Below are 17,556 nucleotides of genomic sequence, written 5' to 3'. Positions count from 1 at the left end.
GTCAATCACTGGCATGAACGACCGACGGCGCCCCGAGGGGCGCCGTCGTCTCATGCGGCCGACGACTTCCCGGCAGCCGTCAGAACAGTCGATTCAACCCGTTCTGTGCCGCGACCCGATAGGCCTCGGCCATGGTGGGGTAGTTGAAGGTGGTGCTGACGAAGTACTCGAGGGTGTTGGCCTCGCCCTCCTGCTGCATGATCGCCTGGCCGATATGGACGATTTCCGAGGCCTGGTCGCCGAAGCAGTGGATACCGTAGATCTCCAGCGTGTCCTGATCGAAGAGGATCTTGAGCATGCCCACCGTGTCGCCAGTGATCTGCGCCCGGGCGGTGTCCTTGAAGAACGCCTGCGCCACCTCGTAGGGCACCTTGGCCTCGGTAAGTTCGCGCTCGTTGCGACCGAAGGAGCTGATCTCCGGAATCGTGTAGATGCCGGTCGGTACCTCGGTGACGTAGCGATACTCGCGGTCAAGCAGCCCGTCGCAGGCATTCAGCCCCTGGTCATAGGCCGCGCTGGCGAGGCTCGGCCAGCCGATGACGTCGCCGGCGGCATAGATATGCGGAATCGCCGTGCGATAGTGATCGTCGACCTGCAGCTGGCCGCGGCCGTTGGCCTCGAGGCCGACGTTTTCCAGCCCCAGCTCGTCGGTGTTGCCGGTGCGGCCGTTGGCCCACAGGAAGGCGTCGGCGCGCAGCCGCTTGCCGGACTTGAGGTACACGGTCACGCCGGACTCGTCGCCTTCGACCCGCTCGTACTCCTCGTTGTGGCGGATCAGCACCCCGTGCTTGCGCAGGTGGTAGGACAGCGCATCGCTGATCTCGTCGTCGAGGAACGACAGCAGGCTGTCGCGGCTGTTGATCAGATCGACCTTGAGCCCAAGGCCCGAGAAGATCGAAGCGTATTCGCAGCCGATCACGCCGGCGCCGAAGATGATCATGGTGCGCGGGGTGTGGTTGAGTCCGAGGATGGTGTCCGAGCAGTAGATGCGCGGGTGCTGGAAATCGATGTCGGCCGGCCGGTAGGGCCGCGAGCCGGTGGCGATGATGATCCGCTCGGCTACCAGCTCGTCGGCGCTCTCGCCCTCGCCGCGCACGATCAGGGTATGGGCGTCCTTGAAGCGCGCCACGCCGCTGAACAGATCGATGCGATTGCGCGCATAGAAGTTGGTCCGCATCGCCACCTGCTGGTCGATGGTGACGCGGGAACGCTCCATGACCTTCGGAAACGAGAACCAGCGCGGCTCGCCGATGTCCCTGAACATACGATTGGTGTTGAACGACAGGATCTGCTTGACCTGGTGGCGCAGCGCCTTGGAGGGAATCGTGCCCCAGTGGGTGCAGTTGCCGCCCACCACGGGCTGCTTCTCCACCACCGCCACGCGCTTGCCGTGCTTGGCCGCATTGATGGCCGCGCTCTCGCCGGCCGGCCCGGTGCCGATCACCACCACATCGTAGTTATGGACTGCCATGAAGCCTTCGCTCTCCTGTTTGCCTGAAAAAGACGGGGGACGGTCGTCATCGACTTCCCGAAACGCGAAAGGGCGAGGAGCCCTGCCACGTCGCTCCTCGCCCCTCGCCCGGATGGGTCCGATGCGACTAGCGGCGGGTCGCGTCGTAGCCGAGATCCGCCCCGCGGCTCTCGTCGCTGCGGCGGCGAGCACCGCCCTGGCGCTTGCGGTTTTCCTCTTCGCAGACCTCGTCCTGGCCGCCACAGACCTCGCAGCCTTCCTTGAGGCCGAGCTTGTTGAGTCCGCCGCAGCTGCCGGCGATCGGCTTCCGGGCGACGATGACGCCGATGGCCATGGCGGCCATGATCACCAGCATGAAGACCAGTACCACGAGAAAGGTGCCCATAGAGTGCTCCATCGAGTTCGCAGAAAGGGTGTTGCCCTTGGGACCACGTCAGCGCCGCAGTGATCCCCGGGAAGGGCTGCCACTGAAGGGTGCCGTCGCCTGATATGCCGCCTGACGGGAGGCATATCGGGCGGCGGAACCAATCAGGGCTGGCCCGGAGGCCAGCCCTGACGGTTGCCGTGGGGCGATCAGCCGCCGAAGTCGTCGAGCATGATGTTCTCGGGTTCGACCCCGAGATCCAGCAGCATCTTGATCACGGAGGCGTTCATCATGGGCGGTCCGCACATGTAGAACTCGCAGTCCTCGGGAGCCGGATGGTCCTTGAGGTAGTTCTCGTAGAGGACGTTGTGGATGAAGCCCGTCGGGCCTTCCCAGTTGTCCTCGGGCTGCGGATCGGACAGCGCCAGATGCCAGTCGAAGTTGTCGTGCTCCTCGGCCAGCTGGTCGTACTCTTCGTTGTAGAAGGTCTCGCGCCAGGAGCGCGCGCCGTACCAGAAGCTGATCTTGCGCTTGGTATCGAGACGCTTGAGCTGGTCGAAGATGTGGCTGCGCATCGGCGCCATGCCGGCACCGCCGCCCACGAACACCATTTCGGCGTCGGTGTCCTTGGCGAAGAACTCGCCGAAGGGCCCCATCACCGTGACCTTGTCACCCGGCTTCAGGCTGAAGACGTAGGTGGACATCAGGCCCGGCGGATGGTTGGTGTTGGGCGGGGGCGTGGCGATACGGATATTGAACTTGAGGATGCCCTTCTCTTCCGGGTAGTTCGCCATGGAATAGGCCCGGATGATTTCCTCGTCGTTCTTGTGGGAGACGTTGAACAGCCCGAACTTCTCCCAGTCGCCGCGGTACTCTTCCTCGATGTCGAAGTCGGAGAACTTGACGTCATAGGGCGGCGCCACCAGCTGCACGTAGCCGCCGGCACGGAAGGCCACGTCCTCGCCTTCGGGCAGACGCAGGTTGAGCTCCTTGATGAAGGTGGCGACGTTGGGGTTCTCGATGACCTCGCATTCCCACTTCTTGACGCCGAAGACCTCCTCGGGCACCTCGATCTTCATGTCCTGCTTCACCGGCACCTGGCAGGACAGGCGCCAGCCTTCCTTCTTCTCGCGCAGGGTGAAGTGGGACTCCTCGGTGGGCAGGATGGAGCCACCGCCCTCTTCCACGCGGCACCGGCACTGGGCGCAGGAGCCGCCGCCACCACAGGCGGAGGACAGGAAGATGCCGTTGGCGGCCAGGGTGTTCAGCAGCTTGCCGCCGGCCTGGGTGGTCAGGGTGTGATCGGGATCTTCGTTGATCTCGATGGTCACGTCCCCGGTGCTGACGAGCTTGCTGCGGGCGGCCAGGATCACCGCCGTCAGACCGATGATGATCACGGTGAACATGACCACACCGAGCAAGATGACTGTTGTATCAACCATGTCGGTTTCCTATTGCTAGCATTGACTGGTCACACCGGCGGCGCGCCACACGCGCCGCCGGAAGCCGCCTCAGAGCTGGATGCCGGAGAAGGACATGAAGCCCAGCGACATCAGGCCCACCGTGATGAAGGTGATGCCCAGGCCCTGCAGGGAGGCCGGCACGTCACTGTACTTGAGCTTCTCGCGGATACCGGCCAGCGCGGTGATGGCCAGTGCCCAGCCCACCCCGGCGCCGAGGCCGTAGACCACGGATTCACCGAGGTCATAGTTGCGCTCGGACATGAACAGGGTCGCACCGAGGATCGCGCAGTTCACGGTGATCAGCGGCAGGAACACGCCCAGGGCGTTGTAGAGCGCCGGCACGTACTTGTCGAGGAACATCTCGAGAATCTGCACGATGGCCGCGATCACGCCGATGTAGCTCAGGTAGCCGAGGAACGACAGGTCGATGTTCTCGGCCCCGGCCAGACCGGTCCAGGTCAGGGCACCCTCTTCGAGCAGGTAGGTCAGCAACAGGTTGTTGACCGGCACGGTGATGGTCAGCACCACGATGACCGCGATGCCCAGGCCGAAGGCCGAGGAGACCTTCTTGGACACCGCCAGGAAGGTACACATGCCCAGGAAGAACGCCAGGGCCATGTTCTCGACGAAGACCGAGGCGACGAACAGGCTCAGATAGTGTTGCATCTTACACGGCCTCCTTCGGCTGGGTGTTTTCCTTCATCTTGAACTCGTTTTCCTCGACCTGTTCCGGGTTGATGGCACGCAGCACCCAGATGATCAGGCCGATGATGAAGAACGCGGACGGCGGCAGCAGCATCAGGCCGTTGGGCACATACCAGCCACCGTTCTGCACGGTCTCGAGCACGGTGAAGCCGAACACGCTGCCGGAACCGAACAGCTCGCGGAAGAAGCCGACGGTCATCAGGATGAAGCCGTAGCCGATGCCGTTGCCCACGCCGTCCAGGAAGGACAGGCCCGGGCCGTTAGTCATGGCGAAGCCTTCGGCGCGGCCCATCACGATGCAGTTGGTGATGATCAGGCCGACGAAGACCGACAGCTGCTTGGACATCTCATAGGCATAGGCCTTGAGGATCTGGTCCACCACGATCACCAGCGAGGCGATGATCGTCATCTGCACGATGATGCGGATCGACGACGGAATGTGGTTGCGGATCAGCGAGACGAAGAAGTTCGACAGCGAGGTGACGAAGATCACCGCCAGGGACATGACCAGCGACACGCTCATGCTGCTGGTCACCGCCAGCGCGGAGCAGATCCCCAGGATCTGCAGCGCGATGGGGTTGTTCTTGAAGATCGGCGTTACCAGGACGCCCTTGGGAGTCGGTGCAGACATCATCAGGCTCCTTCAGTGTCGGTGGAGGCATCCTGCACGGTCTCACGCTCGATGCCGCTGCGGAACCGGGCGAGGTACTCGCCGAAGCCCTCGGGGCTCAGCCAGAACTGCAGGAGGTTGGTGACGCCCTTGCTGGTCAGCGAGGCGCCGGAGAGCGCGTCGACCTCGGTCTCGCCGCTGGCGCCGCCTTTCACGAGAGCGATGTCAGGCTGGACGCTGTCGGCCTCGGCGAAGATCTCCTTACCGTCCCACTGAGCCTTCCAGCGCGGGTTGTCGACCTCGCCGCCGAGACCCGGGGTCTCGGAGTGAGAGTAGAAGGTGATGCCTTCGATGGTGTTGCCATCGCCCTGCACCGCCAGGTAACCGCGCATCAGGCCCCACAGGCCCTGGCCCCGCACCGGCAGGATGATCTGCTCGGGATCGTCCGGGTCGCCGACCAGGTAGACGGTAGTGTAGTTCTCCTGGCGCGACAGGCCGGCGATGTCCTTCTCCCCGGAAAGGGTACGGGACTGGGCCGGATCGCGGGCCGCCTGGAAGCTGTCGTAGGTAGCCGCATCGAACTGGTCGGTGTACTCGCCGCTGCGCAGGTCGACGACCCGCGGCGTGACCTGTTCGAAGGCCTCCTCGACGTCGGTGCCGGGCTCATAGAGCCCCGCCACGTCGAGGATGTTCGACTTGCGGTCGAGCTCCTGGTTGAGCTGCTGCTTGGCACGCAGGCCGACCGCGGCGGTGGAGACGATCACCGAACACACGATGCAAAGTGCGAACGCCACCGTCAGGATCTTCTTGATGGAGTTGTTGCTCTGTGCCATCAGGCGTTCTCCTCGGCCGGCACACCGGTGCGCTGTTGGCGGCGCTTGATGTTGGCCTGAACAAAGAAGTGGTCGATCAGCGGGGCGAACAGGTTGGCGAACAGGATCGCCAGCATGATGCCCTCCGGGAAGGCCGGGTTGACGACGCGGATCAGCACGGTCATGACACCGATCAGGGTACCGAAGATGAAGCGGCCCTGGTTGGTCATGGAGGCGGAGACCGGGTCAGTGGCCATGAACACCATGCCGAAGGCGAAGCCGCCGATCACCAGGTGCCAGTACCACGGCATGGCGAACATCGGATTGGTGTCGGAGCCGACCAGGTTGAACAGCAGGCTGGTCGCCACCATGCCCAGGAACACGCCCAGCATGATCCGCCAGGACGCGATCTTGGTCCACAGCAGCACCGCGGCGCCGATCAGGATGGCCAGCGTCGAGGTCTCGCCCACCGAGCCCGGGATGAAGCCGTAGAAGGCGTCCCACCAGCTGAACTGGTCGGTCAGCGCGCTCATGCCGCTCTGGAAGGCGGTGGAGAGCGCGGTGGCGCCGGTGTAGCCATCGGCGGCCACCCACACGGAGTCGCCGGAGATCTGTGCCGGATAGGCGAAGTACAGGAAGGCACGACCGGTCAGCGCCGGGTTGAGGAAGTTCTTGCCGGTGCCGCCGAAGATCTCCTTGCCGATCACCACGCCGAAGGTGATGCCGAGCGCCACCTGCCACAGCGGGATGGTGGCCGGCAGGATCAGGGCATACAGCACGGAGGTGACGAAGAAGCCCTCGTTGACCTCGTGGCCGCGCTTGACGGCGAACAGCACTTCCCAGAAGCCACCGACCGCGAAGGTCACCAGGTAGATCGGCAGGAAGTAGGTGGCACCAAGCACGAAGTTGCCCCACAGGCTCGCCGGGTCGTGGCCGCCCGCCAGGGTCATGACGATGGCCTCGCGCCAGCCGCCGGCGGCGCCGAAGCCGTCGGCGATGGCCACGTTGGCCTGCCAGCCGGCGTTCCACATGCCGAAGAACATGGCCGGGAAGGTGCAGAGCCACACCGTGATCATGATGCGCTTCAGGTCGATGCCGTCACGCACGTGGGCCGTGGTCTTGGCGACGCTGGGCGGCGTGTAGAAGATGGTGTCCACCGCCTCGAAAAGCGGGTAGAACTTCTCGTATTTGCCGCCCTTGTGAAAGTGCGGCTCGAGATTCTCGAGTGTCTGTCGGATACCCATCATCAGGCCTCTTTCTCGATCATGGTGAGGTTATCGCGCAGGATGGGACCATACTCGTACTTGCCGGGGCACACGTAGGTGCACAGCGCCAGGTCCTCCTCATCCAGCTCCAGGCAACCGAGCTGCATGGCGGTCTCGATGTCGCCGACGATCAGCGAGCGCAGCAGCTGGGTGGGCAGGATGTCCAGCGGCATCACTTCCTCGTAGGCCCCTACCGGCACCATGGCCCGCTCGGACCCGTTGGTGGAGGTGGTCGGTGCGTAGTTCTTGAGGCCCTTGATGCGCGAAAGGTAGATGCCCAGCACCGAATGGCGGTTCGAACCCGGCGACAGCCAGCCCATGAAGCTGCGCTTGTTGCCTTCCTCGAGCAGACTGAGCTGGGTGTTGAAGCGGCCCACGTAGCGCAGGCTGCCCTCGGCGGTGAAACCGGAGAACACCGAACCGGAGATCACTCGCGTGTCATCGGGCTCGCGGACCTCGCCGGCCAGCAGCTCTTCGGTACTGGCCCCGACGCGGGTGCGCAGCAGGCGCGGCTGCTCGGCACGCGGACCGCCCACGGCCACCACGCGGCTGACGTCGAGCTTGCCCTCGGTGAACAGCTTGCCGAAGGCGATGACGTCCTGGTAGCCGATGTGCCAGACCTTCTTCTGCAGGCCCACGGGCGAGAGATGATGGATGTGCGTGCCCACCAGGCCGGCCGGATGCGGGCCGCCGAAGCTCTCGGCCTGCACGCCCTGAACGTCGCCTCCCGGGAGCTCGGCGCCCTGCGCGCCGCACAGGAAGACCTTGCCTTCTGTCAGACGCGTCAGCACCTTGAGGCCGTCCTCGAAGGCCTGGGACTCGGCCTGGACGATCGTGGCGGGGTCGGCGGACAGCGGATGGGTATCGATGGCGGTGACGAAGATGTCGTTCGGCACACCATCGATGGCCGGCGTGCGGGAGAAGGGACGGGTGCGCAGCGCGGTCCAGAGACCGGATTCGACCAGCTGGTCGACCACTGCCTGACGCTCCAGGGAGGCCAGCTTGTCACGGCTGTAGGAGGCGAATTCCACTGCGTCTTCGGACTCGTCGACCTTGATCACCACGGACAGCAGCCTGCGCTTCTCACCGCGGTTGATGGCGACGACTTCACCGCCGGCCGGCGCCGTGAAGCGCACGCCATCGATCTTCTTGTCCGTGAACAGCAGGTCGCCCAGCTTGACCTTGTCCCCCTCTCGAACCTCCATGGTCGGCTTCATGCCGATGTAGTCGGTACCGAGAACCGCCACGTGGCGCACCGGACGCGCGTCTTCGACACGCTGCTCCGGGGCTCCCGTGATGGGGAGATCCAGGCCTTTCTTGACTTCGATCATAGTCTCGCCCAGTTGATGGATCTGATATACGAAGGAAAGGGGTGCGATTGGATCGGATTCTTGTGAGTTGTTCAGAATGTAACCAGTCGGGCCCGAGGCGAACTCGAACCACCCCGAAAAATCCCCCGCATTATAAAGAGAAGCCAGTGGAATGACTACCTGCCGGAAGGTCGCAGAAGTCCATCGGGGGCAAGTGGCGAAGTGTCGCAGAAGGGTGGAAAAAGCGTTGAGGGAGAGGCGGTTGGGGAGGCCCCGGCCGACGGCCGGGGCGGGGTGCGACGGGCCGGGAAGGCTCAGCCCTGAGCGTGGGGCAGCTTGAGGAAGGCCACGTTGGAAATGTGCTGCAGGATACGGATCACCTGGCAGCTGTAGCCGAACTCGTTGTCGTACCACACGTAGAGGACGGCATGGTTGCCGTTGGCGATGGTCGCCTGGGCGTCGACGATGCCGGCGTGACGATTGCCGACGAAGTCGGTGGACACCACCTCGGGGGAGTCGACGTAGTCGATCTGCTTCTGATACTGAGAGTCGATCGACATGCGGCGCAGGTAGTCGTTCAGGGCCTCGACGTCGGTCTCGCGCTCCAGGGTCAGGTTGAGGATCGCCATGGAGACGTTTGGCGTCGGCACGCGGATGGCGTTGCCGGTCAGCTTGCCGCCCAGCTCCGGCAGCGCCTTGGCTACTGCCTTGGCGGCCCCGGTTTCGGTCAGCACCATGTTGAGCGGCGCACTGCGGCCGCGGCGGTCGCCCTTGTGGTAGTTGTCGATCAGGTTCTGGTCGTTGGTGTAGGAGTGCACCGTCTCGACGTGGCCATGGACGATGCCGTACTCGTCGTTCAGCGCCTTGAGGGCCGGCACGATGGCATTGGTGGTACAGGACGCGGCCGAGATGATGCGGTCATCGTCGCTGATGTCCTGATGATTGATGCCGTAGACGATGTTCTTGAGGTCGCCCTTGCCCGGTGCGGTCAGCAGCGCCTTGGCCACGCCCTTGCAGGCCAGGTGCTGGCCCAGGCCGTCCTCGTCGCGCCAGATGCCGGTGTTGTCGACCACCACGGCGTTGTTGATGCCGTACTCGGTGTAGTCGATCTCGGACGGCGAATCGGCGTAGATCACCTTGATGACGTTGCCGTTGGCGGTCAGGGTGCGGGCTTCCGGATCGACGCTGATGGTGCCGTCGAAGGGCCCGTGGACGCTGTCGCGGCGCAGCAGGCTGGCTCGCTTCTCCAGGTCCTTGGCGATGTCGCCGCGGCCGCGCACCACGATGGCCCGCAGGCGCAGCAGATTGCCACCGCCGGCCTTCTCGACCAGCACCCGCGCCAGGATGCGGCCGATACGGCCGAAACCGTAGAGCACCACGTCCTTCGGCTCGCCGTTACCGGTATCCTTGCAATGACCATCGACGATCTCGGCCAGCTCGCGGCGCAGGAAGGCCACCGCATCGCCACCACCCTGCTTCTTGTAGGCCACACCCAGCTTGCCCACGTCGACGTGGGCCGGCCCCAGGTTCAGCTCGGTCATGGCCTTGACCAGCGGGAAGGTGTCCTGAACGGACAGCTCGGTGCCCTCGATCTTGCGCACGAACCGGTGGTCCTTGAGGATGCGAATCACGCTGCGGTTGAACAGCGAACGCCCGTACAGGGTAGTCACGACGTTGTTGTGACGGTACAGGCTGCCGATCATCGGGATCATCTGCTCGGCGAGCGCCTGGTTGTCGTGCCATTCCTGGAAGACGGTATCGAGGGGTTGCTGACTCACGTGGGGCCTCTCCGTGGGGTTGAGATTCGTGAGGCATTATCCGAGGCCAAGCACCAGGGGGCAATCGCGGGATGGTCGCAGACGCTGTAGGGGATTTACAGGAATTCGGGTTTCACTACATGACGCGACCGGGCTGTTAAGATGCCCTCCAGTCACCCATTGGACACGATGCAAGCGACGCCCATGCCGACCTTCTCGCCTCTCGACCCACCCCGCCCCACGGGCCTTCGCGACACCCTCTACTGGCAGACGCCACCCGGCAGCGCGACCGCCCTGGCCCTGGCGCACCTCGCCGAGGATGCGCCGCTGCTGGTGGTCACCGCCGACACCGCCGCCGCCCAGCGCCTGGAAGACGACCTGGCCTTCTATTCACGACTGCCGGTGCTGCCCTTCCCCGACTGGGAAACGCTGCCCTACGACAGCTTCTCGCCCCACCAGGACATCGTCTCGGCACGGCTGCGCACCCTGCGCCGCCTTCAGGACGGCGAGCACGGCATCGTGCTGGTGCCGATCAACACCCTGATGCAGCGCCTGCCGCCGGTGGACTATATCGCCGGCCGGGTGATGACCCTCGAGGTGGGCACCACGCTGGACCGCGAAGGCTTCCGCGACCGCCTGTCGCGGGCCGGCTATCGCGCCGTGGAAACCGTCTATGAGCCCGGCGAATACGCCCTGCGCGGCGCGCTGATCGACCTTTTCCCGATGGGCTACGAGACGCCGCTGCGCATCGACCTGTTCGACGACGAGATCGACACCCTGCGTCACTTCGATCCCGACACCCAGCGCAGCGCCGACAGGGTCGAGCGCGTCGAGCTGCTGCCGGCCCACGAGTACTCGCTGTCGCGCGGCGCCATCGCCTGCTTCCGCGAGGGCTTCGAGACGCTGTTCGACGTCGACCCGCGCCAGTGCCCGCTCTACGTCGATGCCCTCAAGGGCATCCCCTCCCCCGGCCTCGAGCAGTACCTGCCGCTGTTCTTCGACGAAACGGCGACGCTGTTCGATCATCTGGCCGAGGGCACTCGGGTGGCGCTGCTGCCCGGCGTGTTCGAGGCCGCCGAGCACCACTGGGCGGCCATCGAGAGCCGCTACGAGAACCTGGGCGTCGATCCGACGCGGCCGCTGCTGCCGCCCCACCGCGCCTTCGTGCCGGTGGCCGAGGCATTCGGCGCCATCAAGCGCCATCCGCGGGTCGAGCTCACCGACGACACCGAGCACCGCCATGCCCAGGTACCGGCGGCGCGGCCGGCCCCGAACCTGCCGGTCAATGCCCGGGCCAAGCGCCCGCTGGCCGAACTCGAGGACTTCCTCGCCCAGCACGACGCCACCCGGGTGCTGTTCGTGGCCGAGTCCCGCGGCCGCCGCGAGGCCCTCGAGGAAACGCTCGCGCCGCTGAACCTGCCCCTGCCCCACGTCGACGACTTCGCGGCCTTCCTCGACAGCGATCAGCGCACCGCCATCACCGAGGGCACCATCGACGCCGGCCTGTGGCTCACGTCGCCGGATATCGCCGTGATCGGCGAGACCGAGCTCTACGGCGAGGTGGTGCGGCAGAGCCGCCGCCGCGAGAAGGCCACCGACGACAACGAGCTGGCGATCCGCCACCTGGCCGAGCTCAAGCCCGGTGCCCCGGTGGTCCACCAGGCCCACGGCGTCGGCCGCTACAAGGGCCTCGAGACGCTGGAGGCCGGCGGCCAGGCGGCGGAGTTCGTCACCCTGGAATACGCCGACGGCGCCAGGCTCTACGTGCCGGTGGACAGCCTGCACCTGATCTCGCGCTACGCCGGCGTCGACGACGAGCTGGCGCCGCTGCACCGGCTCGGCTCCGAGCAGTGGGACAAGGCCAAGAAGAAGGCCGCCGAGCGCATCCGCGACACCGCCGCCGAACTGCTCGACGTCTACGCCCGCCGCGAGGCCCGGGAAGGCTTCGCCTGCGAGGCGCCGGACGCCGAGTACGCCCGCTTCGCTGCCAGCTTTCCCTTCGAGGAAACGCCCGACCAGCGCGCCGCCATCGAGGCGGTGGTCGGCGACATGACGGCCCCCCGCCCCATGGACCGCGTGGTCTGCGGCGACGTCGGCTTCGGCAAGACCGAGGTGGCGATGCGCGCCGCCTTCCTGGCGGTGCACTCCGGCCAGCAGGTCGTCGTGCTGGTGCCCACCACCCTGCTCGCCCGCCAGCACTACGAGAACTTCCGCGACCGCTTCGCCGACACCGCGGTCAACATCGAGCTGATCTCGCGCTTCACCGGCGGTCAGGGCCAGAGCGCGGCCGCCAAGCGTATCGAGGACGGCCAGGCCGACATCGTCATCGGCACCCACAAGCTGCTCTCCAAGTCGATGCGCTTCCCCAAGATGGGCCTGCTGATCATCGACGAGGAGCACCGCTTCGGCGTCGCGCAGAAGGAGCGACTCAAGGGCCTGCGCGCCGAGGTCGACATCCTCACGCTCACCGCCACGCCGATTCCCCGCACCCTCAACATGGCCATGAGCGGCATCCGCGACCTGTCGATCATCGCCACCCCACCGGCCCGCCGGCTGTCGGTGAAGACCTTCGTCCAGCAGCGCGACGAGGCGGTGATCAAGGAAGCGATCCTGCGCGAGATCCTGCGCGGCGGCCAGGTCTACTTCCTGCATAACGAAGTCAAGACCATCGAGACCGCCGCGGAGACGGTGCGCTCGCTGGTGCCCGAGGCGCGGGTCGGCGTGGCCCACGGCCAGCTGCCCGAACGCGCCCTGGAGCGGGTGATGTCGGACTTCTATCACAAGCGCTTCAACGTGCTGGTGTGCTCGACCATCATCGAGACCGGCATCGACGTGCCCAGTGCCAACACCATCGTCATCGAGCGCGCCGACAAGTTCGGCCTGGCCCAGCTGCACCAGCTGCGCGGCCGGGTCGGGCGCAGCCACCACCAGGCCTACGCCTATCTGCTGGCGCCGCCGCCCCGGACCATGACCAAGGATGCCGTGAAACGCCTGGAGGCCATCGGCCAGGCCGAGGACCTGGGGGCCGGCTTCACCCTGGCCAGCCACGACATGGAGATCCGCGGCGCCGGCGAACTACTCGGCGAGGAGCAGAGCGGCCAGATGGAGGCGCTCGGCTACAGCCTCTACATGCAGATGCTCGATCGCGCCGTCAAGGCGATCCGCGAGGGCAAGACGCCCAATATCGAGGCGCCCCTCGACGACGGCGTGGAAGTCAGCCTCAACCTGCCGGCGCTGATTCCGGACGACTACCTCCACGACGTCCAGCAGCGACTGGTGATGTACAAGCGCATCGCCGGCGCCGAGACCGAGGCCGAGCTCAAGGAGCTACAGGTGGAGATGATCGACCGCTTCGGGCTGCTGCCGGCACCGGTCAAGACCCTGCTGCGCCAGACCCGCCTGCGCCAGCGGGCCGAGCGGTTGGGCATCGCTCGCCTGGAGGCCGGCCCCGAGAAGGGCCGGGTGATCTTCGCCGGCCACACCGGCGTCGACCCGCTGACGCTGGTGGAGATGATCCAGCGCCAGCCCGATCGCTATCGCCTCGAGGGTGCCGACACGCTGCGCTTCGAGGCCGACATGGAAGCCGAAGAGGCACGCTTCTCGGCGGTCGAGGCGCTGCTCGACCACTTCAACCGCAAGGCCGAAGCCGCCTGAAGTCCGAGGTGGCGACTGGCGAACCGTCGCCACCTCGGGCACTCTAACGACATGGCCGCTCCGCGCGAGCGAAGCGCCCCCTGACGCCCCCGATTCGAGACATGACCAAGATGATCCCTTCACCCCTGCGCAGCACCGTGGCCCGCGCGACCCTGCTGGTCGGGCTGACCACCGCCCTCGCCGCCCCGCTGCAGGCCAGCGAGGACCTGCCCCGCGGCTACTATTATCTGCCCGAGGAAGGCGACCTGGTCGGCGAGGTCTTCACCGTCGAGGCCGACAAGGAAGACACCCTGATCGACATCGGCCACGAGTACGGCATCGGCTATCGCGCCATGGTCCGGGCCAACCCCGACGTCAGCGTCTGGTACCCCGGCGAAGGCACCGAGGTGACGATCCCCGGTCAGTTCATCCTGCCCGACGCCCCGCGTAACGACATCGTGATCAACGTCGCCGAGATGCGGCTCTACTACTATCCGCCGGCCGAGGACGGCGAACGGCGCATCGTCCAGACCTACCCGCTGGGCGTGGGCCGCCAGGACTGGGAGACGCCGCTGGGCAACACCACCATCACCCAGATGGTCCGCAATCCGGCCTGGTATCCGCCGGAATCGATCCGCCGGGAACACGCCGAGGCCGGCGACCCGCTGCCGAGCGTGGTGCCCGCCGGGCCCGACAACCCGCTGGGCACGCGCAAGATGCGCCTCGGGATTCCGGGCTATCTGATCCACGGCACCAACAAGCCGGAGGGCGTGGGCATGCGGGTCTCCCACGGCTGCGTGCGCATGCTGCCCGAGGATGTAGAGACCCTGTTCGACCAGGTCTCGGTAGGCACCCAGGTGCGCATCATCAACGAGAGCTTCAAGCTGGGCTGGTCCGACGGCACGCTCTACGTCCAGGCCTACCCCTACCTGGACGACAAGCAGGGCACCACCATCCAGCGCGTCACCGAGGCCCTGGATCAGGTCGACGCCAGCACCGAGGGGCTCGACTATGCGGTGGACTACTCGCGGCTGCGCGAGGTCGTGGAAGTGCCGGGCGGCATGCCCGTCGCCCTGGAAACGCCCCCCGAGCCGGCACCGGCCCCCGAGCCTGCACCTCGCTTCTATGAGCAGCTGCAGCTGATCGCCGCCAACGATGATGCCGGCGAGGAAGAAGCGTCACGGGGCTGACTCGCGAACACCCCGCCGCAACGACGACAGGGCCCGGCAATTGCCGGGCCCTGCGCGTTTCCGAGGCCGTGCCGATAACGATTCGGCCTCACCCTCTTCCTTTCCGTGACTCACATCTTCTATTCCTGCCCACGATTGGCTTCCGCGCTGCGGCTGGCCTCGTCGCCCGCCCCGGGGTCCTCGTCGCGGGCCGTCTCCGCCGCCTCGCCGGCCGCCAGGCGGTCCACCAGCGCCTCGATCGACTGCACCTCCCCGAACAGCGGGCCCTGCACCGAGACGAAGTTCATGCCGCGAATCGCCACCAGCTGATCCGAGGTCGCCACCCCGGTCACGGTGATATGGCGCCCGGCCAGCTTGGCCATGTCACGCAGGCTCTTGGTCAGCAGGATCGACGCCTGATCGCTGGGTACGCCGCGCATGAGCCGCGGCTCGAGCACCAGTCGCGACAGCGGCTGACGGAAGATCGCATCCAGCGCCTGGCGGGAATGCACCAGCCCCTTGAGCGCCACGCCGAAGCCGCGTTCCCGGCAGTAGCGAATCGCCGACTGCAGCGGCCAGGATTCCCCCAGCTCCGCACCATGCCACTGCAGCTCGACGCAGTCCGGCGTCAGCCCCAACGCCTCACAGCGCTCACTCAGGCCGTCGATGAAGCCGGCATCGGTCAGCTGGGCCAGTCCCAGCGGCAGTGTCCAGACGGGGCGCGCGGAACGCGGTCCCTGCGGCGCCTCGACGGGCAGCCCGGAATGCGCCAGGGCGTCCAGGGCCATCCCGCAGAGCGTGCGATCCAGCAGCGCGCGCCGCCCCGCGGCCTCGGCCAGCCGCATCAGCTCCTTCCCGGGCACCTCGCCCCATGTCGCATGCCGCCAGCGGGCACGAAATTCCCCGCCGCAGCAGCGTCGATCGGCCAGCAGGAAACGCGGCTCGACCGCCAGCGTCAGCTGCTCGGACAGGGCCTCGCCGGACAGACTCGCCAGTGCCTCGGTCAGCGCCAGGCTGCGCTCCTCGGGCGCCGCCGCCTCGGCCACCAGCTCACGGGGGCGACGCTCGCCCCCACGCAGCACCTGGCGGGCGGCCCCCTGAGCCTCCTCGAGCAGACTGAACGGCGTGCTGTCGGCCGAGGAGCGAGCGATCCCGATCCGCGGCAGCAGCAGGCGGTCGGCGTTACCCACATGGAAGGGAGCAGAGAGACTTTCCTGGAGGCGCTCGGCAAACATCATCCCGGCCGGCGATTCCCCCCGCTCGCGTACCGGCAGGAAGCTCATGACGGCGAAGACATCGCCCTCGAGGCGCACCACATAGCCTTCCCCGCGAGCGACGCGCCGCAGGCGCTTGACGATCCGCCTGACGGCCTCACGGGTGCCTTCCGGCCCCAGCGTGTCCTGCAGACCATCGAGCCGGTCGAAGCCGATCCAGCACAGCTGGAAGGGATGCTGGCTATTCAGGTAACGCTGCATGCGCTTCTCGAGGCGCGGGCGCCCCGGCAGCCCGGTCAATTCATCGAAGCCGAAGCGCTCACGCTGGCGCCGTCGATGACGCTCGGCCCCGAGGGCGCCCCCCAGGGCCACCAGCGCACCGGCGCCCACCAGCAGCGCACCGAGCAGCAGGCGCTCTCCCAGGCTGCGGCGCCCGACTTCCGTGGCCGGCACGTTGAGGTAGCGTACGCCGTCACGCAGCTCGGGCGACAGCCGTCCGCGCGCGGCATAGTCCAGCCGCGGCGCCGCCGGCGCCGTCGCATTGCCCCCCTGATCGAGTCGGCGCAGCAGGCCATCGGCCACGCCCGCGATGTCCGGCTGCACGCCGCCGAAGCAGCCGTCGGCCAGCCACTCGGGCATCAGACACCAGGCGCCTCGACGGCTGCCCAGCACCTCGGCGGCCTGCTGTCGCTGCAACCTGCCGGGCAGACCCAGCAGCAGCTGTTCGGTGGCCTCCCCCGCGACCGGCGCGTCCCGCCCCAGCACCTTCACCGCGTCCAACCGAGCCGAGCCCTCGATCAGCCGATCGCCCAATGACAGCAGCGGGGCGTCTTGCGTCACCCAACCCACGAGCCGCCTGGCCTCGGTGCCGTGGCGCACCCAGCTCAGATGACGCCGCAGCACCGGCAGCAGATCGAGGTGTCCGGCGCCTTGCTGTCGTAGCCAACGGCGATTGGCCGGAGAGAAGGCGCCGTAGGCCGCCAGTCGCCGCGATGGACTCGCCCCGGAAGCGCCCAGTTCACGATAGGTGGCAATCGCCGCATCGTGGAGCAGGATCACCCGGGGCGCATCCGCCAGGTCACCCTCGGCCAGCTTCCGGCGCAACTCGGCCGTGGAGACCTCGCCGTCTTCCAGGTACAGCACCCGCAGCGCACCCGGGCCGTCACGGGCCTCCAGGCGATCGTCGAGCTCACTCAGCAGCTGGCGATCCAGCCGCCCGCCCGGCTCGCCGGGTGCAATGGCCACGGTGGTGACCGCGGCCCAGCTCGGCACGGCAACGCCAAGCGCCAGCAGAAGAATGCCACCGTACGCCCAATGCCGAAGGCATGTCATAGGCGGATGCTCGAGGTGGAGGTCACAGTGTTATTAGCCGGAACTTTGAAGTCAGCAGAGTCTTCTCCATCATTTCCACCCGGCAATAGCCTGGAGAAGTTTATCTGGGGAAGATCCAACGATGCCTGGACACATACCCTCACGGAATCTGATGACGGGACAAGGTCGTCATCACACAATGCGACCGAACTCCCCAGCCAGTCTGCTGCTTCCTCATTGATAAAGGATGTCACTGCCAAGGTGATGGCGCCTTCATCCAGCGAGCCGTCGCTCAGGCGCTCTACGGAAATCGCCTGGCGCACGGCATCGGCGCTGAGCCCATGCACGCCTTGCTTGTAGACGAACAGCAAGCTGTAGCTGACGATGGCGTAGAAAATCAGCAGAAACAGCGGAAAGATGATGGCGAACTCGATGGCCACCGAGCCTTGCTGGTAAGACGCCTTTCGGCCAT

Annotated in this window: 13 protein-coding genes; 2 read left to right on the top strand and 11 right to left on the bottom strand. The window is 66.4% G+C overall.

The features are described 5' to 3' along the window. Nucleotides 1–79: 79 nt before the first annotated feature. The 9 genes from sthA to QWG60_RS07070 all read right to left on the bottom strand — a co-directional run bounded on the left by sthA (nt 80) and on the right by QWG60_RS07070 (nt 9,778). On the bottom strand, nt 80–1,471 hold the full coding sequence (gene sthA, locus QWG60_RS07110; RefSeq protein ID WP_035596113.1) for a Si-specific NAD(P)(+) transhydrogenase: 1,392 nt from the start codon (nt 1,469–1,471) through the stop codon (nt 80–82). Between the two features lie 127 nt (nt 1,472–1,598). Further along, nucleotides 1,599–1,856 (bottom strand): (Na+)-NQR maturation NqrM, encoded by a 258-nt coding sequence (gene nqrM, locus QWG60_RS07105; RefSeq protein WP_046080208.1) that lies wholly within the window; start codon nt 1,854–1,856, stop codon nt 1,599–1,601. A gap of 188 nt (nt 1,857–2,044) precedes the next feature. Beyond that, a complete protein-coding gene (gene nqrF, locus QWG60_RS07100) occupies nt 2,045–3,277 on the bottom strand; it encodes an NADH:ubiquinone reductase (Na(+)-transporting) subunit F (RefSeq protein WP_046080207.1) in 1,233 nt (410 codons plus the stop codon). 69 nt (nt 3,278–3,346) lie between these two features. Further along, nucleotides 3,347–3,964 carry an NADH:ubiquinone reductase (Na(+)-transporting) subunit E gene (gene nqrE / locus QWG60_RS07095; protein WP_046080206.1) on the bottom strand — a complete coding sequence of 206 codons (618 nt, stop codon included), beginning with the start codon at nt 3,962–3,964 and terminating at the stop codon, nt 3,347–3,349. 1 nt (nt 3,965) lies between these two features. Beyond that, nucleotides 3,966–4,634: an NADH:ubiquinone reductase (Na(+)-transporting) subunit D gene (locus QWG60_RS07090; RefSeq protein ID WP_046080205.1), complete on the bottom strand. Its 669-nt coding sequence runs from the start codon at nt 4,632–4,634 to the stop codon at nt 3,966–3,968. A gap of 2 nt (nt 4,635–4,636) precedes the next feature. Next, a complete protein-coding gene (locus QWG60_RS07085; RefSeq protein ID WP_046080204.1) occupies nt 4,637–5,446 on the bottom strand; it encodes a Na(+)-translocating NADH-quinone reductase subunit C in 810 nt (269 codons plus the stop codon). Continuing rightward, nucleotides 5,446–6,672: an NADH:ubiquinone reductase (Na(+)-transporting) subunit B gene (locus QWG60_RS07080; protein WP_146907977.1), complete on the bottom strand. Its 1,227-nt coding sequence runs from the start codon at nt 6,670–6,672 to the stop codon at nt 5,446–5,448. Before QWG60_RS07080 ends, QWG60_RS07085 begins: the two co-directional genes overlap by 1 nt. After that, complete coding sequence (locus QWG60_RS07075; RefSeq protein WP_046080202.1) at nt 6,672–8,021, bottom strand: Na(+)-translocating NADH-quinone reductase subunit A; 1,350 nt, start codon at nt 8,019–8,021, stop codon at nt 6,672–6,674. The genes QWG60_RS07080 and QWG60_RS07075 overlap by 1 nt, the downstream gene beginning before the upstream one ends. A gap of 293 nt (nt 8,022–8,314) precedes the next feature. Next, nucleotides 8,315–9,778: a glyceraldehyde-3-phosphate dehydrogenase gene (locus tag QWG60_RS07070; RefSeq protein ID WP_035596136.1), complete on the bottom strand. Its 1,464-nt coding sequence runs from the start codon at nt 9,776–9,778 to the stop codon at nt 8,315–8,317. Between the two features lie 183 nt (nt 9,779–9,961). Here QWG60_RS07070 and mfd point away from each other — a divergent pair, with 183 nt between their 5' ends. Next, nucleotides 9,962–13,411 carry a transcription-repair coupling factor gene (mfd, locus tag QWG60_RS07065; RefSeq protein ID WP_082090959.1) on the top strand — a complete coding sequence of 1,150 codons (3,450 nt, stop codon included), beginning with the start codon at nt 9,962–9,964 and terminating at the stop codon, nt 13,409–13,411. A gap of 101 nt (nt 13,412–13,512) precedes the next feature. After that, nucleotides 13,513–14,580, top strand: coding sequence for a L,D-transpeptidase family protein (locus QWG60_RS07060; protein WP_046080200.1), 1,068 nt, complete (start codon nt 13,513–13,515; stop codon nt 14,578–14,580). A gap of 119 nt (nt 14,581–14,699) precedes the next feature. Here QWG60_RS07060 and QWG60_RS07055 read toward each other — a convergent pair whose 3' ends face one another. Together QWG60_RS07055 and QWG60_RS07050 are read right to left on the bottom strand one after the other, a co-directional pair. Next, nucleotides 14,700–17,045, bottom strand: a complete 2,346-nt coding sequence (locus tag QWG60_RS07055) for an EAL domain-containing protein (RefSeq protein WP_181454282.1) — start codon at nt 17,043–17,045, stop codon at nt 14,700–14,702. A gap of 56 nt (nt 17,046–17,101) precedes the next feature. Next, the gene (locus tag QWG60_RS07050; protein ID WP_220084866.1) at nt 17,102–17,524 is read right to left on the bottom strand and encodes a TadE/TadG family type IV pilus assembly protein; all 423 of its coding nucleotides are present in this window, start codon (nt 17,522–17,524) and stop codon (nt 17,102–17,104) included. Between the last annotated feature and the right edge of the window lie 32 nt (nt 17,525–17,556).

The organism is Halomonas halophila (genome assembly GCF_030406665.1).
Taxonomy (GTDB): Bacteria; Pseudomonadota; Gammaproteobacteria; order Pseudomonadales; family Halomonadaceae; genus Halomonas; species Halomonas halophila.
The sequence above is the reverse complement of the archived record's forward strand: the minus strand, read 5'-3'. Positions and strand labels throughout refer to the sequence as shown.